The organism is Eubacterium callanderi, from assembly GCF_900142645.1.
Lineage (GTDB): Bacteria > Bacillota > Clostridia > Eubacteriales > Eubacteriaceae > Eubacterium > Eubacterium callanderi.
The window spans coordinates 1-25,616 of sequence record NZ_FRBP01000017.1; the positions used below are offsets into that span (position 1 = coordinate 1).

Here is a 25,616-nt window from a genome sequence, read left to right on the forward strand (position 1 = left end):
ACCGTTGTAACCGGGATTGAAATGTTCCGTAAGCTGTTAGATGAAGGCCGTTCAGGCGACAACATCGGCGCGTTACTGCGTGGGATCGACCGTACCATGATCGAACGTGGACAGGTACTGGCAAAACCAGGCTCCATCCACCCACACACCCACTTCACCGCCCAGGTATACGTCCTGACCAAAGAAGAAGGCGGCCGCCATACCCCATTCTTCGATGGCTACAGACCACAGTTCTACTTCAGAACAACCGACGTAACCGGTAATATCAAACTGCCAGAAGGTGTAGAAATGGTTATGCCAGGGGACAACGTTGAAATGGAAATCACATTGATCACCCCAATCGCAATCGAAGAAGGTTTACGTTTCGCGATCCGTGAAGGCGGACGTACCGTTGGCTCCGGAGCCGTTGCGAAGATTATCACAGACTAATTTTACGGTAGAGTAGAATTTTTAAGGATCAGGCTTAGAGATAGGCTTGATCCTTTTTTTATTGGTGGAAGGTTGAAGGTGGAAAGTGGAAGGTTGTGAAACAAACGACAGCCTTTGGCCGCGTTTGGTGAACGGTGATGGAAGGATTGCTGCAATTGAAAATTTGTGTCCGTAACTGAAAAAGCCTCCCGAAATCCTGAAAACATTGTTTGAAGACAGTTTTCGGGATTTCGGGAGGCCTTTTACAGAATAAAATTAAAATTTCAGCTGCGGACACTGCATTGAAAAATAGATAAAAATGGCCGACGTCAAAAAAATAAAAAGCAACGGGCTCCGATACCCATTGCCTTTTATATAAATTAGGAATGAAAAGAAAAAGGGGAGATGTTTATCTCTCAAGTACTATTCTAATCGTTCAACCTTTAGAATATCTTTAATTCTCTATAGCTTAATAAAAAATTTACATACCGAATACAATTTGTTCGAGCGTCTTTCTGAAAATATCCTGGCTGTTAATGCCGTTTTCTTTTACCATCTCCTTAGCCAGAGGCACATCGTCAGTGATGATATTATCCACATTGAGGTCAATCATATCATCAATGAGCTCCTCATTGTCCACTGTCCAGACGAAAATATCCTTGTTTTGCCGGTGAACAGCATCGACAAGCCTTTTGTTGACAAAGGTGGCTTCAATGCTGAAAGCATCTACCGGAAGGGTATCAATGTCACCGTAGGCAATGGCGCTGATGTAGGCCGTGCGGACGCTGGGGTCAATTTGCTTCACCCGCTCAATAGTGGGGTAATCCAGTGAAGCGAGAATACACTCATCTTTAAAATTTTGTTTTTGGATCACATCGACAGCCTTTTCCACAAATTCGTGATCGTGGGAGGTGGGCTTAAGCTCAATGTTCATCTTTACTTTGCCCTGGCAGGTCTCAATGGCTTCGTCTAAGGTCATGAGGCGCTCGCCGCTGAACTCGGGGGAGAACCAGCTTCCGATGTCAATGTTTTTAAGATCATCGTAATTGCTGTTCCAGATGTCAAGATTTTGTCCGGAAATCCGCTTGATGTTATTGTCGTGGGAAACCACCAGAACGCCGTCTTTGGTTTCCGCAATGTCAATCTCCACATAGTCGGCGTTGTTGGCAATGGCGGCTTCCAGCGCCGCCCGGGTATTTTCCGGAGCCTCGGTGGAATTGCCGCGGTGCCCGGTGACCTGGGGACCGCTCAGCAGGATATTGGCAGTGTCAACATCAAAGGCCAGTATGATCTGTGCGCTTTTAACACCGATGGAAATGACCAGCAGAATACAGGCAGCAATGACTAGATGCTTTTTCTTAGGCGCGAGGGACATGTTGTTGTTGACCAGCGGTATATCCTCCTGCACGGCGCTGTCGGCCCGGGAGTAAGCGTCATAAAGCTTTGAGATAAAAGCAAAATTTAAGGGGGGCACAACTGCGTCCAGAATGCTTGAGCCCAAAAGAAAAATGATGGAAACCACACTGATCAAAAGCGTAAGCCAGAAAGAAGGATCGTCCATGCCCTGGATATGCTCAATGATCAGAGAGGCGGGGATAACGCAGACCACTAAAAATACCAGTGCTGCAATCAGGCTGATGGCCAAAAGAAACAGATTCCAGAGCAAGAACCGCCACAGGGTGTGGAAAAAACGTCCTTTAATCCGTTTTGCGCTTTGACGCCGGGTGTCTTTAAAGGAGGAGTCCTTTAGAACAAATATGTTGAAAACAAAGAGCCATCGGATGACCAGGATGGCCAGAGAGACAACCAGGGCCAGAAAAATAACCGATAAAAGGGCAGAGTCTGCGATATAGTCCGAGATGAATCCTGGAATGGTGAGTTCTCCAATAAAATTGGAGGTGACCATTATATTCATAAACGGGATAATGAGGATCAGAAAAAGAATCATCAGGAAATTTTTAGGTTTAAAAATCGCCAGAGCCCGTTTAAAGCCGCTCCGCATTAAAGGGATGATCTGAACCTTCCGTCCGGCAAGGCTTTCGTGAAAGCAGACAGCCAGTGTTGTAAACTCGATGAGGGTATAAAAGGCCAGAATGAGCAGCAGCACAAAGCCCACAATCCAAAGCAGGGGATGTCTGAGCAGCTCACTGATATTGGAGCCTGTAATATAGAAAAGTCCTGCGGCCGAGAGTGAATGCTTTAGAATAAACCCAGTCGCAGGAAAGATAATCGTGCTTCCGCAGAAAGAATATAAGATTTCGAAAATGACCAGGGGCCAGAAATTAAAGCGAAATAGTCCAAAGGTCTCTCTTGAGAAGCGTTTATATTGAGTTTTTTGTTTTTTCATAAAACCGCTCCCATCAATCGAAGGAAGCAACTGCTTCAAGGCCAGCATCTTCACCCGCCAGGTACATCATACCCCAGCCGATGGGCTTGTCCTTTTCGTCCAGCAGCTTTTCCTCAACAACCAGCAGGGGCATCCCCACAGGGATCTCAAGATTTCTGGCGGTTTCATCCTCTGCGATGGCGGCCCGGATTTTAAGCTTCTTGGTCATGGCAAAAATCGAGTTTTTCTTTGCTACCATTTCCGGGAAGGTCGCGTAGCGGATTTCCTTTTCGACGATTGGAATCCCACGGTAGTATGGAATGTATTTAATGTCGTAGGCCGTTGGAAAGCCGTCCTTTAAAAAGATGCGTTTTACCACAATGACATGCTTGGTCTCAGGAATTTCCAGATTAAAGCCGACCTCATAGCTGGGCTTGACAACGTTCACCTCAATGAGGCGGACTTCATCGCCACGCTCATTGCCTGGAGCCATCTCGTTGTAGTGGAGGATATACTGGTCCAGATCCGGTTCGCAGACATAATTGCCCTTGCCGGGAATCGAATAGATGTAACCCTCATTGACGAGTACGGCCAGACCCTTGCGTACTGTCATCCGGCTGACGTTAAATTCCTCGCAGAGAAGGTTCTCTGACTGGATGGCGTCCCCGGGCTCAAGCTCCTGGCTGGTTATTTTATTTTTTATCGCTTCGACAATTTTAATATATTCAGGTGCACCCATGACTTACTTTTTCTCCTGTATCCATTGTTTGCATATTTCCACCGCTTTGGTTACGTCTTTTGTGCCATAATCTGCGCCTACACTGAGATGCGTTACGCCGTCATCCACACATGCGCCGCCGATCATCACACGTATCTGATCCCTCATGCCGAGATCATCAAGTCCGTCGGTGATTTTTTTCATTTCGATGGTTGTTTCCTGCTGCATTCCGCTGAGGCCGATAATATCAGGCTTGTGCTCCTGTACCTTTTCCAGAATAGTGGAGGAAGGAACATCAATGCCGATGTCGATGACTTCAAAGCCTGCTGTGGTTGCAAAGGAGGCAAAAATATTTTTGCCGATGTCGTGGCAGTCTCCATAAACAGAGGCGACGACAATTTTGCCCGTTCTGGGCACTGCCGGCATGGCGTACAGTGCTTTCAGCTCATCGAGATCCATGACCTCCTGAAAGATAATGCCGGCAAAAATAAGGTCTGCAATGAAATAGTCACATTTCTCATAGTGGTCGCCGACCCGTTCCATGCCGATGCGCAGCCAGTCCAAAATCTGAAGCGGGGTAAAACCCTTGCGCACAGCGATTTTTACCAGCTCCAGTGTCCGCTGCTCATACAACCCTTCTACTGATCTTACAATACTCTCTTTCATGATTCTTTACCTAACTTGTGTTCACACAAAGAATTATTCAAAAATTATACCATAAAAAGATTGTTTGTGAAAAAATTATCTTAATAAACTTAAAAAAATTCAAACAATCTGAAATCGTTTTGTCTTTATTATACCATACTTATACTAACCTGTATATACAAATCTAGACATAAGACAAAAAAAGACATCAAAAAAGACACCATTATTGGTGTCTTTTTATATTTGATCTTACTTTACGGATTTGTCTCAGCCAACCCATGCCTGGCAGATCTTAACGCCTTCAGCTGCATTTGTTGTGAAGTCGTCAGCGCCAACATATTCGCAGGCTTCTTTAGTAACAGGGTTACCACCGATGATTAATTTAGAGTCAACGCCAGCTGCTTTCAGAGCGTCTGAAGTTTCTTTCATAGAGTCGATTGCCAGGGTTAAAACGCCGCTGATACCGATGATGTCAGGTTTGATTTCTTTAGCTTTTTCAACGAATGTGTCGATAGCTACGTCAATACCTAAGTCAGTAACCTGGAAGCCAGCTGCTTCAGCCATGCTTCTGAAGATGTTTTTACCGATGTCATGTAAATCGCCGTGAGCGGTACCAATTAAGATGGTGCCAGCAACTGCTGTGTCGCCGCTGCCTAATACTGGTTTTAATACGTTGATTGCTTCGGTTAATAATTCGCCTGCGAAAATTAAGTCCCCAACAAAATATTCGCCTTCTTCGAATAAATCACCAACAACAGCCATACCAGCCTGACAAGCTGCAACTGCTTCTTCAGCTTCTGCTTCGGTAGGATTTGTAGCTACGAAATCATTTAAGATTTCCATTACATCGTCTTCTTCTAAGTCTCCAACTGCCTGTGTTAAATTTTTCCAATCTGCCATTTTAAAATACCATCCCTTCATTTTTTGAATAAATAATTTTTCAGTAAGCACATGTGTGTACATGTGTTGTTTGTGATTATATAATACTCTCTTTTGAATCCGTTGTCAAGAAAACGCTTTCGATTTTTTGCTCAAAAATGGCAAAAAACAAAAATTTATCTGTTTCGAAGTATGTGCAGGAGGAATTACACTAATTTACATGAAAAAAAGCGGTTTCCTTAAGAAAATACCTCCCGAAATCCCGAAAACACCTTTAAAAAAATCAGGCAAAAGGGTTTTTGGGATTTCGGGAGGTGCATGGGTGGGAAAAAGATGTTTAGCGGGGGCCGCCGCGGAATTTTTAAGGATTGCCGCAATCAGGGCACTCTTACCTCAGAGCTTAGGTGGCTCTGCGGCATACCAAAGAAAAATCCATTGACGGCCTTTAGCTGAAAATATCCTGTCGGTCTTAAGCTGCAAGCCCCATCTACTGTATATGGTTCCGGAGGATGCCAATCTTTTCGATTTCGGCTTCGACAACGTCGCCGTGTTTTAAGAAGGCGGGCGGGTCCTGGGCAAGACCGACGCCGGCAGGGGTTCCGGTGAGGATGATGTCGCCGGGGTACAGGGTAACGCCCTGGGACAGGTCGCTTATGATGGTTGGGATGTCAAAGATCATGTGGCCAGTGGTGGATTCCTGGCGGGTCTCACCGTTGACACGGCAGCGGATGCCGAGATTCAGGGGAAGGGGCAGGGCGCTTTTGTGGACAATGGCTGGCCCAAGGGGGCAGAAGGTGTCCAGGGATTTGCCCTTATACCACTGAGAATGCTTTTTCTGGAGGTCTCTGGCGGTGATGTCATTGGCGACCGTATAGCCAAAAATATAGTCTTCAGCGTCCGATTTGGCGATATCTGAGCCTTCCTTACCAATGATGACGGCCAGCTCGGCTTCGTAGTCGATCTGTTTGGTAGCATTGGCATGGGACAGGATCACCGAATCGGGGCCGGTAACCGATGAGGAAAGCTTTGAGAAGTAAATGGGGCTTTCCGGAGCCGCGCCGAGGCCGGGAATATTTTTAATCTCCTGGACATGCTCGGTGTAGTTTTTGCCAAGGCAGAAAATATTGCGCTCAGGCTTGGGAATGGGGGCCAGCAGCTTGACAGAGTTCAGGTTAATGCCCATATTGGGATTATCGGCCATGGCTTTTTCGATCGAAGCGATCAGAGCGTCATCGGCCAGGCGGATAAAGTCCGTCATCTGTTCAGGCAGCTTGATGCCAAGCACCTTGCCGATGGTAGTAACGGGCACTACGCGTTTGAAATCCGCGGTGAGAATCCCCGCTTCGCTGAAAGAAGCGTATTGATAGGTGACAAAATACATTTGAATTACCTCCGTTCATTTCATTTGCTTAATCTTACCATAATTTCTTAGTAAAGGCCAATATTTTGAACCTTTAAGATATTGACATTTTTGAGGTTATACTTTATCATTAATTTAATTAAACTCTTAACAAAAGGGCAGAGGAAACCCCTGTTAAAGATGACCACGACCTTAGAGTATTATAGTGCATAAATATTGCGTGAAACGCCCTTTTAACAGTTTGAAAAGGTGTTTTTTTTTGCAAAAATGCACGTCGTGGACGAATTTTAAGCCAAGGAGGCAAGAGATGCTAAAAGGAAGACATTTAATAGAACCCGGTGACTTTACCATAGAAGAATTAGAATCCATTTTTGGGCTGGCTGATAATATTATTGCAAATCAGGATGATTATATTGACGTTTGCAAGGGAAAATTATTAGCCAGCCTTTTTTACGAACCATCCACCCGTACACGGTTCAGCTTTGAGTCGGCCATGCTGCGCTTAGGCGGCAAGGTCATTGGATTTGACAACCCTGCCAACTCGTCAGTATCCAAGGGCGAAAGCATTGCCGATACCATCCGTACAGTCGGCTGCTACGCCGATATCGCGGTGATCCGCCACCCGAGAGAAGGGACCGCCAAGCTAGTATCCAAGGCAGCCTGCGATATGCCCATCATCAACGCCGGTGACGGCGGCCACGAGCACCCCACTCAGACCCTGACAGACCTGCTGACCATCCGCCATGAACGCGGCAGCTGCGACGGCCATGTGGTGGGCCTCTGCGGGGACCTGCTTTTCGGACGGACCATCCACTCACTGGTCAAAACCCTGAACCGCTACAAGGGCAATAAGTTTGTGTTCATCTCACCAAAGGAACTGAAAATGCCGGAATTTTTCTTGAGCATGCTGGAACCCGGCTCCTACATTGAAACAGACAGCCTGGACGACGTCATCGGCGATCTGGATATTCTGTATATGTCCCGCGTGCAGCGCGAGCGCTTTGTCAGCGAGGAAGAATACCTGCGCTTGAAGGACTACTACATTTTAGATAAAAAGAAAATGAAAAAAGCCAAGGAAGACATGATCGTCATGCACCCGCTGCCGCGTGTCAATGAGATTGCCGTGGAAGTGGACGATGATCCGAGAGCGGTTTATTTCAAACAGGCAAAATATGGCATGTATGTGCGCATGGCCCTGATTTCAAAATTACTGGGGGTAGACATCAATGATTAATGTATCAAAACTGAAAAAAGGAATTATTATTGACCATATCGAATCCGGCCACGGCTTTGAAATTTACAAGGAGCTGCACCTCAACGAAATCGACGATGTTGTCGTGCTGATGAAAAATGTCCCCAGCAAAAAAATGGGGCAGAAAGACCTGATCAAAATCGAAACCGACCTGGAGCTCGATATGAACGTTCTGGGGCTTATCGATCCCAATGTCACCATTAATTTTGTAAACAACGGCGAGCTCGTGAGCAAGGTGCAGCTGACCCTGCCCACCCGGGTAACCGGCATCATGAAATGCAAAAACCCGCGCTGTATCAGCCAGTACGAAGACGTGGGCGATATTGACTTTTACCTGGTAGACGCAGAAAAGAAATTATACCGCTGCGAATACTGCGATTCTTATACGACGTTTATTGAGAAGTGAAGCTGAGTCCAAATTCTGAAAGAATTTGGCAGGACGCAGTTCTATGAGCCGTCAGGCGAATGCGTCCGGTAACGAAGCAAACGCAAATGATGAGGAAATCATCCTGAAAGGATAAAAAGATTTCCGAAGAATTTGTGATCCTTAAATAAAGGGGAAGGAACGACCATGAAAACTTTAATCACAAATGTTGAAATTATCGACGCCACTGGCCGAAGGCCGGGAAAGGTGCTGATCGATGATGATGGTAAGATCAAAAAGGTTTATAAGGAAAAGGGACAGGTAAAGGCAGCGCACGACCGGGAAATCGACGGCCAGGGCAAGGTGCTGATGCCGGGTTTTATCGACATGCACTGTCATCTGCGCGATCCCGGGCTCACCTATAAGGAAGACATGGAAACAGGCATGAAGGCAGCTCTGAAAGGCGGCTTCACCACGCTGGTAGCCATGGCCAACACCAAGCCGGTCATGGACAACGCAGAAGCCCTGAAAGCCAATATGGACAAAGCAGAAGCCCTGGGCCTCTGCGACCTGGTACAGGTCTGTGCACTGACAAAGGATTTCAGCGACGCTGACCTGGTGGATTTTGAGAGCACCCGGGAATACACCAATGTCTACTCCAACGATGGACACAATGTGGACAATGAAGAGACCATGAAAAAGGGGCTGGCGGCTTCCACCGAGTACAATTTTATTCTGGCCACCCACTGTGAGCCGGAAACCGAGACTGTGGAGCGGGACATCGCCCTTCTGCGTGAAACGCCTGGACACCTGCACGTGTGCCATATCAGCAAAAAAGATACCCTGGAAGCCATCAAGGCCGCCAAAGCAGAGGGTCTGGACATTACCTGTGAGGTCACCCCGCACCATCTGTACGCCTCTGCCATGGAGTATAAGGTACACCCGCCGTTCAGAAGCTACCCGGACCGCCGGGCGCTCATCGAGGGCGCCCGGGACGGCAGCATTGACATCTGCGGCACCGACCACGCCCCACACAGCGACGAGGACAAGCTGAAAGGCGCGCCGGGGATCAATAATTTTGAGACCGCCTTTGCCATGTACTACACTGTTTTTGAGGGAGCGGGTATTTCTGTGGAACGCCTGAGTCAGATGCTGAGCGAGGCGCCGGCTGAGCGCATGGGGATAAAGGCCGGCCTGGTCAAGGAACGCTACGCCGGAGACCTGGTTTTAGTGGATCTGGACGCTGAGGAACGGGTAGACCCCAGGACCTTTATCTCAAAAAGCCACAACACCCCCTTTGGCAGGGAACTGCTCAAGGGCAAGGTGCTCATGACATTTAAAGGAGGAGAGATCGCATATGATAATGGATCGCTTGTATAACGAAGCATTAAAAAGCCCCGTCTGTGTGGGCCTGGATACAAAAATTGACTTTCTGCCCCAGTACCTGAAGGATAAGGACTGGTCAGCCGGTGAAAAAATAACAGCGTTTAACAAAAAGATTGTAGACGCCACCGCCGATATTGCGGCCTGTTACAAAATGCAGATCGCCTGCTACGAGGCCCTGGGCCTGGACGGTATGAAGGCTTACTCAGAAACCGTCAGATATGTACGGAAAAGCGGTAAAATTGCCATCGGAGACGCGAAAAGAGGCGACATTACCTCCACAGCTGCCCAGTATGCCAAAGGCCATTTTGAGGGCGATTTCGAGGTGGATATCCTGACCGTCAACGCCTACATGGGCGAGGACGCCGTATCACCTTACTTCCCTTACATCGAAAACAATGAAAAGGGCCTTTTTGTCCTGCTTCACACCTCCAACCCATCATCGCGGGATTTTCAGGAGCTGAAGCTGGAAAAAGACGGCCAGAAGCTGTACGAGGCAGTCGGGGACAAGATCACCGAGTGGGGAAAACCTTATATCGGGGAGAGCGGCTACTCTGCAGTGGGCGCTGTGGTCGGACTGACCTTCCCGGAAGAATTTGAAGCGCTGCAGGACCAGTGTCCCTCCACCTTTTTCCTGGTGCCAGGCTACGGCGCACAGGGTGGTACCGGCAAGGATATTGCCAACATCTTCAAAAAGTCCCGCTGCGCGGTCATCAATTCCTCCAGAGGGCTGATCACCGCCCATCAGAAGGCAGAGACCCCCTGTGAGACCGAGGGCTTTGAAGCCCTGATCCGTGAAAAAACACTGGCCATGAAGGAGGACATTTTAAAGTGGCTTTAATTTTAGATAACCAGTTTGTGGCCGAGGGCATTTACAAAATGGACGTGGCCTACGACGGTGAAGTGGGCGTCGGCCAGTTTTTCATGCTGAGAGCCTGGGATAAGGACCCGCTGCTGTCACGGCCCATCTCCGTCCATAATTACGAAAACGGTGTGCTCACCTTCCTGTATCAGATTGTAGGCAAGGGCACCCAGCTTTTGTCAAAACTGGAAAAGGACGACACTGTGGAATTACAGGGCCCGTACGGCAAGGGCTTCCCGGATGTGGACGCCGACCTGGTGGTGGTGGGCGGCGGCATTGGTGTCGCGCCCCTGTACTATGTGTGCCGCGACTTCAAGAAAAAACACCCGGACCGCAGCCTGCGTGTTTACCTGGGCTACCGCGACACTGCCTACTGTGTGGAGGAATTTGACGCAGTGGCCGATGAAGTGGTCGTGGATATCGGCGGCATCATCACCCACCGGGTAGAAGCCCGTTCCGGCGAGGTATTCTTTACCTGCGGCCCGGAAATCATGATGAAGAGCCTGTGTGACATTGTCCCGGCCGAAAACCCGGTTTACGTGTCGCTGGAGGCGCATATGGCCTGCGGCATCGGCGCCTGTCTGGGCTGCACCTGCGAGACCAGTGAAGGCAATAAGAAGGTCTGTAAGGACGGGCCAGTGTTTACCAGAGAGGTGGCAGCCCTATGAGTAAAGCGTTAGAAACGAAATTTAACGATATTGTCTTTAAAAACCCGGTTCTCACCGCGTCTGGCACCTTTGGCTTCGGCCGGGAGTTTGAGGAATACTATGATCTGGCAGAGCTGGGCGGCCTGTGCACCAAGGGCCTGACCCTGGAGCCGCGTCCGGGAAATACCGGAATGCGCCTGTGGGAGACCCCGGCTGGCATGATTAACAGCATTGGCCTTGAAAACCCAGGCGTGGACGCTTTTATCGAAAATGAGTGGCCCCACCTCAAGGGGATCGACACCGTCACTGTGGTCAACGTGGGCGGAAAGGATGAAGCCTCCTACCTGGAAGCCATAGAGCGCATCAACGCCATCAACGCCCAGCTGGTTGAGCTGAACATTTCCTGTCCCAATGTCAAGGCAGGCGGTATGGCCTACGGCATCAAGGCAGAAATGGCGGCGGATATCACCCGCAAGGTGGTGGCTGTTTCCAAAGCGCCCGTCATGGTCAAGCTGTCCCCGAATGTGGAAAACATCGCGGAGATCGCCCTGGCCTGTGAGGAATCCGGCGCCTGCGGTATCTCGCTCATCAACACCATTCAGGCCATGGCCGTTGATTACAAGAAGAAGAAGATCGTGTTTGACAACACCTACGCCGGGCTGTCCGGCCCGGCGGTCAAGCCCATCGCACTGCGTATGACCCATCAGGTCTGCAAGGCAGTGGACGTGCCGGTCATGGCCATGGGCGGCATCAGCACCTGGGAAGACGCCCTTGAGTTTATCATGGTTGGCGCGGCCTGTGTGCAGGTGGGAACCATGAACTTCATTGACCCCAAGGCGCCGGTTAAGATCATCGAGGGCTTAGAAGCCTACTGCCAGGCCGAGAGCCTGGTAAACATTGATGAGGTGCGCGGTATTTTATTGTAAATTAAAACTGAAAACACCTCCCAAATATCCCGAAAACCCAGATCGAATGGGTTTTCAGGATTTCGGGAGGTGTTTTTTCAGATCAGAACACAAAAGCCGCGCTCAGGGGAGTGAGCGCGGCTTTGTGATTACGGGGGAGTAATAAAATGAACATCGGAATGATCCGATAAGGGGTAATCTATGATTTATTCAATCGCAATGTATTTTTTCTGTTCTACTTGCTTGGTTTCGTTTTTCGGGAATTCCAGATGGAGAATACCATCCTTATAGCCGGCTTTGATGTCTTCTTCTTTTACGTTGTCGCCAACGTAGAAGCTTCTTGAGCACTGGCCAGTGTAGCGTTCCTGATGGACCAGGTTGCCTTTTTCATCCTTTTCTTCCTTCGACTCATCTCTGGAAGCGGTAATGGTCAGGTAGCCATTTTCAAGGTCCGCTTTGATATTTTCCTTGCCAAAGCCCGGCAGGTCCATATCCAGAATGTACTTGCCATCCTTTTCCTGAATATCTGTTTTCATGAGAGCAGGTGACTCTGCTTTTTTGAAAAACGGGTCATTAAACATATCATCAAACAAATTAAAACCGAAACGATCTCTAGGCATCAACAACATAAGGCATTCCTCCTTTGCATTTTAGTTTTCATGATTTATGAAGTGATAAACCTTTATAACCATTGAGTTCGGTTCCTTTTTCAAGGGACTTCGCTTAACTTTGTTTACGAGTATATTATAGGTCGGATTGTTAGCACTGTCAAGCGGTGAGTGCTAAAATTTTAGGAAGATTTAAGCTTACAGGCCTCCCGAAATACCAGAAATGACGGCGTAAAATTGGTTTGACAGAAAACCCTTCACAAAAAAATTGTATATTTGGTTGTATCAGTATATAATAAGGAGTAATACTAAAGTGAGAACAAAGAAGTCGGGGAGGGAAAAGTGAAAAAGCACACAATACAAATATGGAGTATGGGCCTGGCACTGTGTCTTGTTTTCTGCCTGACAACCTCTCGGGTACAGGCAGAAGAAAAGAAGATCATCCGGGTTGCATTTCCCGAACAGACTGGGTTTTCATCCACCGACTCTGCGGGAAACCATTCAGGCTATACTTACGAGTTTTTAGAAGAAATTGCAAAATATACAGGCTGGGAGTATGAGTTCATCACCGGAGACAGCAGCGATGAGAGCCTGTTAAAAATGATGGAGGACCTGAAAAACGGCCGGATTGACATTATGGGCGGTATGGTGTACACACCGCAGCTGGCCGAGGATTATGATTTTCCAGAGTATAATTGCGGCTACAGCTACTCCACCTTATCGGTGTTAAAAGACAATGAGGATGTCAACGCGACCAACTATTCGACCTTTAACAACATGAAAGTAGGGGCACGCAAAACCGCGACCCGAAGAATACAGGCCCTGAATGAATTTTGCCGCGCCAATGGGATTACCCTGAGTATCGTTGAATACGACAGCGATGAGGCCATGCAGGCAGCTTTGAAGTCCGGCGGGGTGGACGCCCTGCTGGGGCCGGACGTCGCCATGGGCGACGATGAGCGCATCGTCGCGCGGTTTGACGGGCGGCCTTATTATTTCGCGGTCACTAAGGGCAATACTGAGGTGGTCAGCGGCATCAATACAGCCACAGCAGCCATCAATGAGCAAAACCCCAACTACGCCACCGAACTGTACATGAAATATTTTAACAAAAATAACCAGCAGGTTACCCTGGAGAGCTTTATCAAAGCCAACCCCACCGAGAGCATTGTGGCGGCCCTGGGCATCGGGCTTGTGCTGGCTGCGGTGGTCGGTATGACCATGTATATCCGTATGCAGCGCAACCAGCAGATGCTCTTAAACTATGAGCGCTACCGTATTCTGTCAGAGATGTCCAAGGAATTTATTTTTGAGTATGACTACCGTGAGGACAGCATAGTGGTATCCGAGCAGTTTGCCCATACCTTTGGCGGTAAATCACAGGTTGACCACTTTTTTTCCACAATCCTGAGCAAAAGGATGGATACTGATGAGAGCGCCCGTTGTTTTGCGGGTCTGATAAAACGCCGTCCGCCGGAGGAGGCGCGCTATGAGGTGGAATACAAAACCACAGTGCCTTCCGGGAATGAGGAGTGGGTGCGCGCTACCAGCATGATCATTTTTGATAAGCATAACCAGCCCATGCGGGCCATTGGCAAAATCATCAATATCAACGCTGAGCAATGCGAAAAAGAAGCATTGATCAACCAGGCGCACCGGGACGCTCTCACCGGGCTATATAACCGCACGACCTTTGAGGAGCTGGTGAACACTTATCTGCAGGAGCGTGGGGATGAGGAAGGCGCCATGATGGTTGTGGATCTGGACCACTTTAAAACTGTCAACGATACCCTGGGCCACCAGGGCGGCGATGAGGTGCTGGAGGATCTCGCCCGGGAAATGACCGCCTGCTTTGGCGAAGAGGCTGTTTTAGGCCGTTTGGGCGGCGATGAGTTTCTGGTCTTTGTGAAAGATGTCAAAGCCTGTAGAGACAAGCCTGTTCAGGCAGCCAGAGCCCTCTGCCGGGCCATGAACCGCTGCTATGAAAGAAACAGCGGCCAAATCGAGGTCTCTGTCAGTGTCGGGCTTGCCTATTCCTTCAGGAACAGTGCCTTTGAGATGCTTTACAGCATGGCCGATGAGGCGCTCTACTATATGAAGGATCACGGAAAAAACAATGTTAAGGTTTATGACGCGTCCATAGGGGATGCTTTGGGTAATAATGATAACAATACACGAAAAGGAGCGTTTTGAAATGTCCAAAAAAATTATTGCGCTGATCAGCGACGACTTTGAAGATCTGGAATTATGGTATCCGGTACACCGCCTCCGCGAGGAAGAAGGCGTGACCGTCGATGTGGTGGGTGAGGAAAAGGGTAAGACCTATATTGGAAAATACGGTGTGCCCTGCGTGTCGGATTACCGGTTTGACGAAATCAATCCTGACGAATACGACGGGATTCTGGTACCTGGCGGCTGGGCGCCAGACAAGCTGCGCCGCTTTCCAGCCGTTCTGGACATGGTGCGGGCAATGGATAAGGCCGGAAAGCCCATCGGGGAAATCTGCCATGCGGGCTGGGTGCTTATCTCCGCCGGTATCCTGAAGGGGAAAAATGTCACCAGCACTCCCGGCATCCGGGACGATATGGAAAACGCAGGCGCTGTCTGGCACGACACCCCGTCCATTGTCGACGGCCATATTATTTCGGCCAGGCGTCCGCCGGATCTTCCGCAGTACATGAAGGATTACATCAAGGTTTTGATGAAGTAGAAAAGCAGGTCCCGAAATCCCGAAAATCTAAAAACGGTTTTCAGGATTTCGGGATTTTTTTACTATCATTCACAATTGTGGTATAATATAGCAATTATAAAGCGTTAAGGAGTAGAAGCATGAAGAACATCCGTATAGGGGATATACTGGTCGGCGACGGCTATATTACAGAGGGACAGCTTCAGGAAGCCCTGGCCTATCAGAAGGTGGATAAGAGCAAGCGCCTGGGCGCGATCCTGGTCGATTACGGCTACGTGACAGAGAGCCAGCTGCTGGGTGCACTGGCAAAACGTCTGGACCTTCAGGTCATCAATCTGAGCCAGATTGAGGTGGATTTGGAGGCAGCCGCCAAAATACCCAAAAATATTGCACAGAAGTACACCCTTATCCCAATAGGGTTTTCAAGCGGCCATTTGCTGGTTGCCACCAATGACCCACTGGATTTTTACGCCATCGAGGATCTGCGTCTCATCACCAATATGCCCATTGATATTGTCCTGGCCGAAAAGGATGCCATTCTCAAGGGCATTGACAGCAGCTATTCGGAAATCGAGGCCCGCCAGGCAGCCACCAGTGCCAACGAGATGGCCGACGATATGGAAACTGTCTCCATCGTAGAGGACCTGGACGCCGCCGGGGATGACGCGCCAGTGGTCAACCTCATCAATACCATGCTCATAAAGGGCTATAATACCGGCGCCAGTGATATCCATATCGAGCCCTTTGAGGATAAAACCAATGTGCGTCTGCGTATCGACGGCCTCATCGTTGATTATCTGACACTGGCCAGCGCCCTGCACCAGTCCGTCATCGCCCGTATCAAGATCCTGTCCAACCTGGATATCGCCGAGCGGCGCCTGCCCCAGGATGGGCACTTCCGGGCCCGGATCAAGGGCATCGAGATGAATATTCGTACCTCGGTCATCCCGACGGTCTACGGCGAAAAAGCCGTTCTGCGTTTTCTGAACCAGAACACCAAGCTCGACCATTCCGGCACCTTTGGCATGAACGATGACAATTACGCACGCATGCGCCAGATTCTGCAGAGCCCCCACGGCATCATCTATATCACCGGACCCACCGGGAGCGGTAAAACCACCACCCTGTACATGGTTCTGGAAATGCTCTCGAGCAAAAACGTCAATATCTGTACCATCGAGGACCCCGTAGAACGGAACCTGGACAGCATCAACCAGACACAGGTGAACAACGTGGCCGGCCTCACCTTTGAGAGCGGCCTGCGCTCCCTTTTAAGGCAGGACCCGGACATCATCATGGTCGGTGAAACCCGAGACTCGGAAACCGCCAACATCGCTGTGCGTGCCGCCATCACCGGGCACCAGGTGCTCTCCACCCTGCATACCAACGACGCCGTGTCTACCATTGTGCGTCTGGTGGATATGGGGGTCGAGCCCTATATGGTCGCCAACTCCCTGACCGGGGTGGTGGCCCAGCGCCTTGTCAAGAAAATCTGCCCGGACTGCAAGGAGGCCTACAGCCCCAGTGAGGCCGAGCGGGAGCTTTTGGGAAGGGATGTCCCTGTACTGTACCGCGGACGGGGCTGCCACCAGTGCAACCATACGGGCTATAAAGGCCGTATCGCTGTCCATGAAATTTTAGCCATCGACAAAACCATTCGCAACATGATTTCCAGCCAGTCCCCCATCGAGGAGGTCTATGAGTACGTGACGGCAGGCCACAAAACCACCAGTCTCCGCCAAAGTCTGGCCGAGCTGGTAGAACAGGGTGTGACAAGCATGGAAGAGCTGCTGAAGGTTACGTATTACGTTGAGTAAATAAAAGTGAGGAAAAACAAATGCCAACCATCTTAGACCTAATCGACTACGGCCGCCAGACTGGCTGTTCGGATATTCATTTGACGGCAGATCTGCCGCCGGTATTCAGGAGCAACGGGGTGCTTGTCAAAGGCCCCTTTGAAATGAGCAAAAGGGAAATCGGAGAGATGATCATCGGGATGCTCAGTGAGATGAACCGTGAGAAAATCAAGCGGGGAGAGGACGCGGATTTTACTTTTGTCACGCCAGAGGGGCTCAGACAGAGGGTTAACGTGTACCGCCAGCAGAATGAGCTCTGCGCTGCCGTTCGCCTGCTCAACGACACCATTCCTACCTTTGAGGAGCTGGGCCTGCCGCCCATTATCCGCAAGCTGGCCGCTGAGCCGAGAGGGCTGATCCTGATCACCGGGCCGACCGGGAGTGGGAAATCCACCACACTGGCAGCTATGATCGACTACATCAACGTCAATTTTGCCAAGCATATCATCACCATTGAGGACCCGGTGGAATACCGCCATTACCATAAACTGAGCATGATCCACCAGCGTGAGGTGGGAGTGGATGTATCCTCCTTTGCCGACGCGCTGCGCTCATCCTTGCGTGAGGACCCCGACGTTATTCTGGTAGGGGAAATGCGTGACTACGAAACCATCTCGGCCGCTGTAACCGCCGCTGAAACCGGGCATCTCGTGCTGTCTACTCTGCACACCATCGGTGCTGCCAACACGGTAGACCGTATTATCGACGTGTTCCCGCCCCACAGCCAGCAGCAGATACGGACACAGCTCGCCAGCACCCTGAAGGGTGTTGTGACACAGCAGCTTGTGCCTCTGGCCTCCGGCGAAGGCCGGATGGCCGCCCTTGAGGTGATGACAGGCACCGACGCAGTGCTCAACCTTATCCGTGAAAACAAAACCCATCAGCTTTCCTCTGCCATGCAGACCGGCAGCCGGGACGGCATGAACACCCTGAACAGCCACCTGGCCAAGCTGGTGAAGGAAGGAAAGATCGGCTTTGATACCGGCCTCCAGTGGTCGTCAGACAAAAACGAGTTTAACCAATACTTTTAAGTAAGGGAGAAAATCGCCATGAGCAATGAACAGCTCTCCGTTTTGGAAAAGAAAATAGAACGCTATGGGACAATCCTGGAAACCACCGGAGACATTATATTTGACTACCATATCGACGAGGACCGGATGCTGTTCGACGAAGCCAGGCTGGAGAAGGGCCGGTATGTGCACTACACGCTGGCGGTGGACCGCTACACCGAGGCCCTGCTCCTGGGCAATCTGGTGCATCCCGATGATATCGAGGAAACCATCCGCTTGATCAACGGGCTGACAGTCCAGGCCATCGTTATCCGTGTGACCCGCCCCGATGAAACGGACGGACGTTACCACTGGACACTCGTCAGGGCCGCTACCGTGCAAAACAGTGAGGGCAGAGTGACAGAGACCGTGGGCATCATGCGGGATATTGACGACCAGAAGCGCAGAGAGGACCGCCTGGTTGAGGAATCCCGGTGTGACCAGCTCACAGGGCTTTACGATCAAAAGTGGACCCGCATAAAAATCGGCGAGGCCCTGGAAGCAAACAATGAGATGGATAAAGGTATCCTGATGCTGATAGACATTGACGGCTTTCGAGCCGTTAATGAGAATCTGGGCCATATTTTTGGTGACGCCGTCCTGGTGGAAACCGCCGAAAAGCTGACAGCCCACGCGGCTCCCGGCGATGTCATCGGCCGCATCGGGGGCGATGAGTTTCTGGTTTACAGCCCAGGCGTGGCAGAAAACCAGATTGCCGGGCGGGTAGCCCGTATCCGCCGCATTTTTGACCATACCTTTGAGGGGAAAAGCCAGGCCTACCGCATTTCATGCAGCCTGGGCGTTGCGGCCTGCCCTAAGGACGGCACCACCTTCGAGACGCTGTTCCACTGCGCCGACCAGGCCCTGAGCATGGCGAAAATGGAGGGGAGAGACCGCTGGTGCCGTTATGATGAAAAGATGAGCGGTATGTCTTACCTGAACGGCCATGCCACTAATATTGATACCGCAGTTTTTCAGAAAAGCGGGATTTCTGCAGAAAACCGGGTACTCATCAACATTTTCGAAATCCTGGCCGATTCTAAGGATTTTACCTCCTCCATGCTTCTGATTCTGGGGATGATCGGCCGTTTTATCGGCGTGGAGCGGGTCTGTATTTTCGAGCAGGAGCAGGAAGGAAAGGAGCTGGTCAACCAGTACAGCTGGTATTCCGGCACTGCTGTCCGCCCCAAAACCGAACGGGTTGGGGAAGAAGCGCATGCGTATTACAAAACCTTTTTTGATGAAAACGGCCTGTATGCCCTGGGGAGTGTGGACAACTTTCCGGCCCGGGAGCGCGCGTTTTTCAGGGAAAGGGGAATTTGCTCTGGGCTTTATAAAACACTGGTGGAAAACGGCCGGTTTTTAGGGTGCATCGGGCTCTCTGGCAGTCGGAACAACCGTGTCTGGAGTGAGAGCGAAAAGGAATTTGTGAGCCTGGTGGCTAAGATCATCAGCGTAAACCTGTATAAAGCAAAGCTCCAGACCGAAAACGCCTACGAGAGCCAGGTGGCCCGCGCCATCGTGGATTCCCAGAGTATCAAAAGCCATGTGATCGATCCCAAAACCCATGAGCTGCTGTTTGTCAGCGCGTCTCTGAAGGCTGAGCGGCCAAATGCCCGGGTGGGCAGCCTGTGCTACGAGACTGTCATGGGCCTGGACGCGCCCTGTCCCTTCTGCCGTCTGGATGAAATATCCCAGGAAACACCAGATTTTAACTGGCAGCGCTACATCAGCGGCTGGAACCGCTGGTTTAATTTCCAGTGCCACAGCCTGCAGTGGCGGGGTGCCAGAGAAGCTGTGCTTGTCGCCATGGACGACATCTCCAATTTTGTGGACAACATCCTGTATGTGGATAAGCTCACTGGTATTTCCACTTTCAGCCGTTTTGAGCTGGATACCACCGAAATCTTTGACCATGAAACCGGCAAGGAATACGCCATGGTCACCTTTGACATCGACGAGTTCCGGTATATTAATGAGTTTCACGGCTACAGCATGGGCAATCAGCTGCTGCGCTATATCTCCGGCGGCCTGGTGGGCGCTATGAGCGGCGCGGAGGTCTGCGCCCGGGTGACCGGCGACGTGTTTGTGGCCTTGGTGGAATGGACCAGTGAGGAAGCCCTGGTCATGAGAATTATGCAGATGGTCGACGGAATCAACAAACGGCTGGACTATGTGATACCAGGCATCCGCCTCAATTTTCAGATTGGTGTGTACCACGCCAAAGAAGGCGAGCGGGATATTGGCAAAATGATGGACAACGCCGACATTGCAAGAAAATCCATCAAGGGCAGCCGCAAGACCGGCATTGCCTTTTACGATAAATCCATGGGAGAAAAGATCCTGAAAACCCGCCAGATTGAGGCGCGGATGGAAAGGGCTTTGAGAGATAAGGAGTTTCTTGTCTATCTGCAGCCCAAAATTGATCTGGAAAGCGGCAGAGTGGTGGGCGCCGAAGCTCTGGCCCGCTGGGTGGATGACCGGGGCAATATTGTGCTGCCCGGAGAGTTTATCCCCATCTTCGAGAGCAATGGCTTTATTGTCGAGCTGGACTTTTACGTGTACGAGGAAGTCTTTAAAGCCCACTATTACCGCAAAACCAGAGGCTTGAAATGCGTCCCCATCTCCATGAATATGTCCAGAATTCATCTGAAATCCGGCAACTACATCGAGCGCTTCCGGGCGCTGGCAGACAAATACCAGATCGACCCTGGCCTCATCGAGGTGGAGGTGACTGAGACCATCTTCATCGAAAACAGCGGCTATGTCAAACGGCTGGTCAGCGCGCTGAGAAGCGACGGCTTTAAGGTCTCCATCGACGATTTTGGCTCAGGCTATTCCTCATTAAATCTGCTGTCCGAAATCGACGTGGATGTGCTCAAGCTTGACCGCTCCCTCTGCCGGGAGGAAAACCTCTCACCCAAGGAACGGGTCATTCTCAAGAATATTGCCGCCATGGCCAAGGAGCTCGACCTCCAGGTGCTGGCTGAGGGCATCGAGACCACCGGCCAGGCCGAATTCCTGAAAAGTATCCAGTGCGACAGCGCCCAGGGCTTTTTGTTCGCGAAGCCCATGCCTATGGACGAGTTTTTTAAGAAGCTGGATGGGGAATGGTAGAAAATGCAGGTGTGTTAAAGGGATGATGCCATTTAAAAAACATAAATATTGAGGAAAATAATGCGAAAACTTGAACTTAAAACCGCTGTCTCCGCAGTGCTGGCCATTGTCGCCGGGGCGGTGCCGCTGATTGTAGTGCCGCCCTTTGGGGATACCCTGTATATGCCCAAGCTGATGACCATCGAGGTGCTGGTGTTTGGGCTGCTGCTCTTGTATGTGCGGCCCATTACCGAGTATTTTACCGGGAAGCCGAAAATCCCTCTGTCCGTGAAGCTGGTGCTTTTGTATCTCTTGTGCGTTACCATCACCCTGCCCTTTTCGACAGATGTGATGCTGTCGCTCAAGGGGCGGTCCTTTCGCCTGGAGAGCTACTCCGCCATTTTGTTTTATGGTGTTTTAATGATGCTGGGCGCTTTTTTCTATACCTTTAAGCCCTGGCATGTACGCCTTTACGCGGTGGGGGTATCCTGCGTGGCGGTTTACGGCATCTTCCAGAAATTTGGTCTGGACTTTCAGCCACAGGACCCTCTGATGTACGGCGGGCCAGGCGCTTCCTACGCCACCATCGGCAACCCGAATTTCCTGGGTTCCTTTCTGACACTGGCGCTGCCCATACTCATCTATGCTTTTATCAGAGGCCCAAAGGCTTACCTGCTGCCCTGCGGGCTGGTGTATTTCTGCCTGTTGTGCACCAACACCAGGGGAGCGTGGATCGGCAGTCTGCTGGGCTTTGCGCTGCTGGGGGTGTTTTTGCTGGGCGAGCGGGAAAACCGGCGCCGTTTCGCGGTGGTGAGCGGTGTGTTTGCGCTTCTTACCCTTGTTTTTCTGTTGGTGAACAGCGGCTTTGGCGCGCGCTTTCTCAGCGTCTTTGCCGATCTGTCTAAAATGCTCAGGGGCGATGACTGGGAAAAGGGCGGTTCTTACCGGCTTTTTATCTGGTCAAAAACCCTGGAGCTCATCCGCATGCGCCCGCTGACCGGTTTTGGCATCGAGACCCTGGGTCAGGTCATGGGCCAGTATTTTGAAAAGGATATTATCAGGGTGACCGGCCGCCACCTGGTCATCGACCGGGCACACAACGAGTACCTGCACATCGCGGTGAGCAGCGGTATCCCCGCAGCCCTCAGCTATCTGGCGTTTGAGGGAACGACGCTTTACCATGGTCTTAAAAACTGGCGCCGCTCGCCCATGCTTGTGCCGCTTGTCTGCAGCATCGCTGCCTACATGGCCGCCGCCTGCTTTAATATTTCCGTGGTAACTGTGGCTCCGGTTTTTTGGGTATTCTGCGGAATTGCGGTGCGTTTGAGTGGTGAAATTCAATCGAATTTGAATATGATTTAAGGAAACAAAAATTGAAAAAATTTTGAAAAAAATTTAGTATTTTACCCAAATAGTACTGTTTTTACCATTTGTTTAATGCTGGTGGTAAATGAAACAGCATTTATAATAACTTATCGCTATAAGAGAAGCGTAAAAAGCAGATTTACATATTTTTAAAAGTGTGTCAACGTGTATGAATAGTGATTGACAGGAAACTTTCGGAATATTTAAAAGTAACTGGTTTTTATAGTTCTTGACAAATGTCCGAATCAGTTGTAGAATAGAATTGTTCAAAAGGCAAAGCGGTGCGAAAGCCCGTGGCGCAAAACTACAGGGTCTACGTCGGAAGCTCCAGGCCGATATGACAGCCAGATGCCACAACCGGTAGATGGCCGAAAACCCCTGTATGGTTTCCGGCTATTTTTATTTTTTGAGTAGCCTTTAACAAAAAGGACCGCTGGAGCAGGCAATTACTCTGTTTATAATCGTCATGGCGCGGACGGTTAAAATAAAGGTTTATATTTAAAGGTAAACAAGAGAACATAAAAGGAGAGATGTAAATGATTCAGATGATTAATAAGCTGAAGAAAAACCAGAAAGGTTTTACTTTGGTAGAATTGATTGTAGTATTGGTTATTTTGGCGATTTTGGCAGCGTTCACGATTCCTGCGATGTTGGGGTTTGTTGATGATGCTAGAGGGAAAGCTGCTATTGCTCAGGGAAGAGAAATATACGTAGCAGCACAATCAGCTGGAACTGATGTAGCAGCAGGAAGTAATGGCAAATTAACGACAAGTGAAGCAAAAAATGACACCACTGATGATAATTCAGCTAAAAAAATATATGATAAGGTAAAAGTTTTAATCGGCTCAGATATTTCAGGTAGTTTAAGCGATTCGATAGTAAGAGTGAACGATAATGTTACTTTTGCTGATACTTCTAATCCGCCTGCCAATAATGCTTATATTACAGTTTCAACAACTGGAAGTGTTTTATATGTAAAATTTGTAGATTCAACAGGTAAATATGCTGTAAAGATTACTCCGAATGCATCTGGTACTTCTGCAGAAGTAAATAAAATAAAATAAATAAAAATTATAAGGCCGAGTTTGCAGCGCCGCACCCGGTCTTTTCTCCATTTTATCAGGCGCTTTTTTTATTGCGGCCTATCAGGTGAAATGTTGAAAATGAATTGGAATGGGTGTAGGTTGGTAGTCTCGTTTGTTTTCAAGGTTTCATCTTTATTGTATATTTGTAAAAAATGTTTTATACGCTTTTTTGTCCTAAAAACAGGATTTTGTTGCTTTTTCGGAAAAACGGTGATAGCCGTTGTGTTTTCAGGATTTCGGGAGGTGAAATCTGTGTTAAAACTCAAAAAGCAGTTAAGAAGTCAAGAGGGTTTTACTTTGGCCGAGTTGATTGTGGTGCTGGTAATTCTGGCCATCTTAGCTGCTTTTACCATCCCCGCCATGCTGGGTTTTGTGGAGGAAGCCAAAGGAAAAGCCGCCATTGCCGAGGCGCGGGAGGTTTATGTGGCGGCACAGAGTACGATTACTGGAACAGCTAATTCAGAAATAACTGATTTTAGTATTCAGAAAAAAATGGTTGATCTCTTAAAAAATGACTCTTTATTTTTCACTGGAGAAAATGCATATGATCCAGAATATCAAATTATGATTGAAAATGTAAGAAATGATGGCTCAGCATATGATTTAAGAGATGACTATCATATTCGAAAAACTATAAAAATGGTAGTTTTATTAGGAAAAAAAGGTACCGATCAAGAAAATGTCATACAGAGAATTCAGTATATAAATAATGGTAGAGAATACTTGGCCACCATCACCCCCGGCGGCTCCGCCGAAATCACAAAAATAGAAAAGAACTAAAACCTGTATCCCGAAAACCCAAAAACTAAATTAGTAAGAACAAAAGGAGCCTGTCCATGATTAACTGTAAACTGGAAAACTTGATCAAAAGCGTTCACGGCTTCACCATGATGGAACTCATCACTGTCATTGTTGTCATTGCCCTGCTGGCAGTGATCATCATTCCAGGGTACCTCCATTTCATCGGCGACGCCAAAAAAGATGCGGTGGTGGCTGAGGCAAGAACCATCTACCTGGCGGCTCAGATACGGGCGACGGAGTTTAAATCTGCCGAGACAGCGGAAAACCCTTACCGCATTCCGGACGCCAATGACCTGCGGGATCTGGTGGGGCCGGATAACGTCTATGAGGGGGTTACAAAGCTGACCATTGTGGACGATAACCGTGACGGCACCATTGATAAAATTGAGATGATTAAAAATAACATCAATGTTATAATTGAACCAGGAAAAAATGTGATTGTCGATGGAAAGGTGAGAACTGTTTATTCCAGGGATGATCAAAAGTAAAATGTATGAATTCACACATAAATCCTGGAGGTTTCGCTTTGTATGATTCTTTATCTTTGATATATTTTGTGCTGTATGCCTTTGTCTTTATTTTTGGCTGTATGATTGGCAGTTTTTTAAATGTGGTGGTCTACCGGGTGCCCATTGGCATTTCAGTCGCCAAGGGCCGGTCTTTTTGTCCGAACTGCGGCAAGCCCATTGCGTTTTATGATAATATCCCCCTGCTCAGCCATCTGTGGCTGCGGGGAAAATGCCGGAAATGCGGGGCGAAGATCGCGCCGCGGTATTTCTTTACCGAGCTGTGCGGCGGGCTGCTGGCCCTGCTCATGGCCGGGCATTATGATTTTGGCCTTCAGGCGGTGGTGGGGTTTGCGGTAGCGGCCATTTTACTTGCAGTTACCCTCATAGATTTTGACACCATGACCATCCCCAATGGCCTGGTGATCGCTTTGATAATCCCTGTGGCGGCCAGCTATTTTGTGTTTCTGGAGCCCAGTCTTATTTCCCGGGTAATCGGTGTGTTTGTCATATCGGTTCCCATGCTGGTCTTATCACTGGTCATTCCCGGCGGCTTTGGCGGCGGGGATGTCAAGCTCATGGCAGTCGCTGGATTTCTCCTTGGCTGGCCCTGCACCCTGCTGGCGACCTTTATCGGCCTGGTGCTGGGCGGTATTGTAGGCGTCATCAAGCTTATCCGCAAGAGCGGGGAAAAGCACATGGCCTTTGGCCCATACCTCTCAGTGGGGATTTTGGTATCCATGTTGTGGGGAATGCAGATCATCTTTTGGTATTTGAATTTTTTTGGACTTTAACAAGTGGATAGTTGAAAG

The 25,616-nt window shown here is 49.5% G+C and carries 23 protein-coding genes and 1 riboswitch; of the genes, 17 read left to right on the forward strand and 6 right to left on the reverse strand.

The features are described from left to right. On the forward strand, positions 1-429 hold a 429-nt coding region (locus BUC22_RS19195), incomplete at its 5' end, for an EF-Tu C-terminal domain-related protein (RefSeq protein ID WP_479723677.1). 460 nt (positions 430-889) lie between these two features. On the opposite strand, the gene BUC22_RS19200 is transcribed toward BUC22_RS19195, so the two are convergent. The 5 genes from BUC22_RS19200 to BUC22_RS19225 form a co-directional block, all read right to left on the reverse strand. Further along, positions 890-2,755 (reverse strand): glycerophosphodiester phosphodiesterase family protein, encoded by a 1,866-nt coding sequence (locus BUC22_RS19200; protein ID WP_013382419.1) that lies wholly within the window; start codon positions 2,753-2,755, stop codon positions 890-892. 13 nt (positions 2,756-2,768) lie between these two features. After that, the gene (locus BUC22_RS19205) at positions 2,769-3,473 is read right to left on the reverse strand and encodes a GntR family transcriptional regulator (RefSeq protein WP_013382418.1); all 705 of its coding nucleotides are present in this window, start codon (positions 3,471-3,473) and stop codon (positions 2,769-2,771) included. A 3-nt stretch (positions 3,474-3,476) separates the two neighbouring features. Next, positions 3,477-4,118 (reverse strand): cobalamin B12-binding domain-containing protein, encoded by a 642-nt coding sequence (locus tag BUC22_RS19210; protein WP_013382417.1) that lies wholly within the window; start codon positions 4,116-4,118, stop codon positions 3,477-3,479. 246 nt (positions 4,119-4,364) lie between these two features. Further along, positions 4,365-4,997 carry a cobalamin B12-binding domain-containing protein gene (locus tag BUC22_RS19215; RefSeq protein WP_038352545.1) on the reverse strand — a complete coding sequence of 211 codons (633 nt, stop codon included), beginning with the start codon at positions 4,995-4,997 and terminating at the stop codon, positions 4,365-4,367. 466 nt (positions 4,998-5,463) lie between these two features. Next, on the reverse strand, positions 5,464-6,357 hold the full coding sequence (locus BUC22_RS19225) for a fumarylacetoacetate hydrolase family protein (RefSeq protein ID WP_013382411.1): 894 nt from the start codon (positions 6,355-6,357) through the stop codon (positions 5,464-5,466). 286 nt (positions 6,358-6,643) lie between these two features. On the opposite strand from BUC22_RS19225, the gene pyrB reads away from it, so the two are divergent. The 6 genes from pyrB to BUC22_RS19255 all read left to right on the forward strand — a co-directional run bounded on the left by pyrB (position 6,644) and on the right by BUC22_RS19255 (position 11,770). Continuing rightward, positions 6,644-7,570, forward strand: a complete 927-nt coding sequence (gene pyrB / locus BUC22_RS19230; protein WP_013382409.1) for an aspartate carbamoyltransferase — start codon at positions 6,644-6,646, stop codon at positions 7,568-7,570. Further along, the gene (locus BUC22_RS19235) at positions 7,563-7,994 is read left to right on the forward strand and encodes an aspartate carbamoyltransferase regulatory subunit (RefSeq protein ID WP_013382408.1); all 432 of its coding nucleotides are present in this window, start codon (positions 7,563-7,565) and stop codon (positions 7,992-7,994) included. Before pyrB ends, BUC22_RS19235 begins: the two co-directional genes overlap by 8 nt. A gap of 165 nt (positions 7,995-8,159) precedes the next feature. Continuing rightward, the gene (locus tag BUC22_RS19240; protein WP_013382406.1) at positions 8,160-9,332 is read left to right on the forward strand and encodes a dihydroorotase; all 1,173 of its coding nucleotides are present in this window, start codon (positions 8,160-8,162) and stop codon (positions 9,330-9,332) included. Then, positions 9,310-10,176 (forward strand): orotidine-5'-phosphate decarboxylase, encoded by an 867-nt coding sequence (pyrF, locus tag BUC22_RS19245; RefSeq protein ID WP_073383541.1) that lies wholly within the window; start codon positions 9,310-9,312, stop codon positions 10,174-10,176. Before BUC22_RS19240 ends, pyrF begins: the two co-directional genes overlap by 23 nt. Continuing rightward, the gene (locus BUC22_RS19250) at positions 10,167-10,865 is read left to right on the forward strand and encodes a dihydroorotate dehydrogenase electron transfer subunit (RefSeq protein WP_013382404.1); all 699 of its coding nucleotides are present in this window, start codon (positions 10,167-10,169) and stop codon (positions 10,863-10,865) included. Before pyrF ends, BUC22_RS19250 begins: the two co-directional genes overlap by 10 nt. Then, positions 10,862-11,770: a dihydroorotate dehydrogenase gene (locus BUC22_RS19255; RefSeq protein ID WP_013382403.1), complete on the forward strand. Its 909-nt coding sequence runs from the start codon at positions 10,862-10,864 to the stop codon at positions 11,768-11,770. Before BUC22_RS19250 ends, BUC22_RS19255 begins: the two co-directional genes overlap by 4 nt. Positions 11,771-11,955: 185 nt before the next feature. On the opposite strand, the gene BUC22_RS19260 is transcribed toward BUC22_RS19255, so the two are convergent. Further along, a complete protein-coding gene (locus tag BUC22_RS19260) occupies positions 11,956-12,378 on the reverse strand; it encodes an Hsp20/alpha crystallin family protein (protein WP_013382402.1) in 423 nt (140 codons plus the stop codon). A 321-nt stretch (positions 12,379-12,699) separates the two neighbouring features. Here BUC22_RS19260 and BUC22_RS19265 point away from each other — a divergent pair, with 321 nt between their 5' ends. From BUC22_RS19265 to BUC22_RS19310, 10 genes are all read left to right on the forward strand, one after another. After that, the gene (locus tag BUC22_RS19265) at positions 12,700-14,550 is read left to right on the forward strand and encodes a diguanylate cyclase domain-containing protein (protein ID WP_013382401.1); all 1,851 of its coding nucleotides are present in this window, start codon (positions 12,700-12,702) and stop codon (positions 14,548-14,550) included. A gap of 1 nt (position 14,551) precedes the next feature. Next, the gene (locus tag BUC22_RS19270; RefSeq protein ID WP_013382400.1) at positions 14,552-15,067 is read left to right on the forward strand and encodes a type 1 glutamine amidotransferase domain-containing protein; all 516 of its coding nucleotides are present in this window, start codon (positions 14,552-14,554) and stop codon (positions 15,065-15,067) included. Between the two features lie 119 nt (positions 15,068-15,186). Further along, a complete protein-coding gene (locus BUC22_RS19275) occupies positions 15,187-16,863 on the forward strand; it encodes a GspE/PulE family protein (RefSeq protein WP_013382399.1) in 1,677 nt (558 codons plus the stop codon). 20 nt (positions 16,864-16,883) lie between these two features. Next, a complete protein-coding gene (locus BUC22_RS19280; protein ID WP_013382398.1) occupies positions 16,884-17,933 on the forward strand; it encodes a type IV pilus twitching motility protein PilT in 1,050 nt (349 codons plus the stop codon). Positions 17,934-17,951: 18 nt separating this feature from the next. Next, a complete protein-coding gene (locus tag BUC22_RS19285) occupies positions 17,952-21,068 on the forward strand; it encodes a bifunctional diguanylate cyclase/phosphodiesterase (RefSeq protein WP_013382397.1) in 3,117 nt (1,038 codons plus the stop codon). 60 nt (positions 21,069-21,128) lie between these two features. Beyond that, a complete protein-coding gene (locus BUC22_RS19290; protein WP_013382396.1) occupies positions 21,129-22,409 on the forward strand; it encodes an O-antigen ligase family protein in 1,281 nt (426 codons plus the stop codon). 265 nt (positions 22,410-22,674) lie between these two features. Beyond that, positions 22,675-22,768, forward strand: a riboswitch (cyclic di-GMP riboswitch). Positions 22,769-22,948: 180 nt separating this feature from the next. After that, a complete protein-coding gene (locus BUC22_RS19295; protein ID WP_013382394.1) occupies positions 22,949-23,476 on the forward strand; it encodes a type II secretion system protein in 528 nt (175 codons plus the stop codon). 273 nt (positions 23,477-23,749) lie between these two features. Beyond that, positions 23,750-24,277, forward strand: a complete 528-nt coding sequence (locus tag BUC22_RS19300) for a type II secretion system protein (RefSeq protein ID WP_013382393.1) — start codon at positions 23,750-23,752, stop codon at positions 24,275-24,277. A 56-nt stretch (positions 24,278-24,333) separates the two neighbouring features. Continuing rightward, on the forward strand, positions 24,334-24,786 hold the full coding sequence (locus BUC22_RS19305) for a type II secretion system protein (protein WP_013382392.1): 453 nt from the start codon (positions 24,334-24,336) through the stop codon (positions 24,784-24,786). Between the two features lie 38 nt (positions 24,787-24,824). Next, positions 24,825-25,598, forward strand: a complete 774-nt coding sequence (locus tag BUC22_RS19310) for a prepilin peptidase (RefSeq protein ID WP_013382391.1) — start codon at positions 24,825-24,827, stop codon at positions 25,596-25,598. Positions 25,599-25,616 lie beyond the last annotated feature (18 nt).

What these genes read in the sequence shown, in the direction of transcription:
- BUC22_RS19225 (WP_013382411.1), bottom strand. Translation starts at nt 6,357, where the DNA reads ATGTATTTTGTCACCTATCAATACGCTTCTTTCAGCGAAGCGGGGATT.
- BUC22_RS19235 (WP_013382408.1), top strand. Translation starts at nt 7,563, where the DNA reads ATGATTAATGTATCAAAACTGAAAAAAGGAATTATTATTGACCATATC.
- BUC22_RS19285 (WP_013382397.1), top strand. Translation starts at nt 17,952, where the DNA reads ATGAGCAATGAACAGCTCTCCGTTTTGGAAAAGAAAATAGAACGCTAT.
- BUC22_RS19205 (WP_013382418.1), bottom strand. Translation starts at nt 3,473, where the DNA reads ATGGGTGCACCTGAATATATTAAAATTGTCGAAGCGATAAAAAATAAA.
- BUC22_RS19200 (WP_013382419.1), bottom strand. Translation starts at nt 2,755, where the DNA reads ATGAAAAAACAAAAAACTCAATATAAACGCTTCTCAAGAGAGACCTTT.
- BUC22_RS19210 (WP_013382417.1), bottom strand. Translation starts at nt 4,118, where the DNA reads ATGAAAGAGAGTATTGTAAGATCAGTAGAAGGGTTGTATGAGCAGCGG.
- BUC22_RS19305 (WP_013382392.1), top strand. Translation starts at nt 24,334, where the DNA reads ATGATTAACTGTAAACTGGAAAACTTGATCAAAAGCGTTCACGGCTTC.
- BUC22_RS19255 (WP_013382403.1), top strand. Translation starts at nt 10,862, where the DNA reads ATGAGTAAAGCGTTAGAAACGAAATTTAACGATATTGTCTTTAAAAAC.
- BUC22_RS19260 (WP_013382402.1), bottom strand. Translation starts at nt 12,378, where the DNA reads ATGTTGTTGATGCCTAGAGATCGTTTCGGTTTTAATTTGTTTGATGAT.
- BUC22_RS19240 (WP_013382406.1), top strand. Translation starts at nt 8,160, where the DNA reads ATGAAAACTTTAATCACAAATGTTGAAATTATCGACGCCACTGGCCGA.
- pyrB (WP_013382409.1), top strand. Translation starts at nt 6,644, where the DNA reads ATGCTAAAAGGAAGACATTTAATAGAACCCGGTGACTTTACCATAGAA.
- pyrF (WP_073383541.1), top strand. Translation starts at nt 9,310, where the DNA reads ATGATAATGGATCGCTTGTATAACGAAGCATTAAAAAGCCCCGTCTGT.
- BUC22_RS19270 (WP_013382400.1), top strand. Translation starts at nt 14,552, where the DNA reads ATGTCCAAAAAAATTATTGCGCTGATCAGCGACGACTTTGAAGATCTG.
- BUC22_RS19280 (WP_013382398.1), top strand. Translation starts at nt 16,884, where the DNA reads ATGCCAACCATCTTAGACCTAATCGACTACGGCCGCCAGACTGGCTGT.
- BUC22_RS19275 (WP_013382399.1), top strand. Translation starts at nt 15,187, where the DNA reads ATGAAGAACATCCGTATAGGGGATATACTGGTCGGCGACGGCTATATT.
- BUC22_RS19215 (WP_038352545.1), bottom strand. Translation starts at nt 4,997, where the DNA reads ATGGCAGATTGGAAAAATTTAACACAGGCAGTTGGAGACTTAGAAGAA.
- BUC22_RS19290 (WP_013382396.1), top strand. Translation starts at nt 21,129, where the DNA reads ATGCGAAAACTTGAACTTAAAACCGCTGTCTCCGCAGTGCTGGCCATT.
- BUC22_RS19295 (WP_013382394.1), top strand. Translation starts at nt 22,949, where the DNA reads ATGATTCAGATGATTAATAAGCTGAAGAAAAACCAGAAAGGTTTTACT.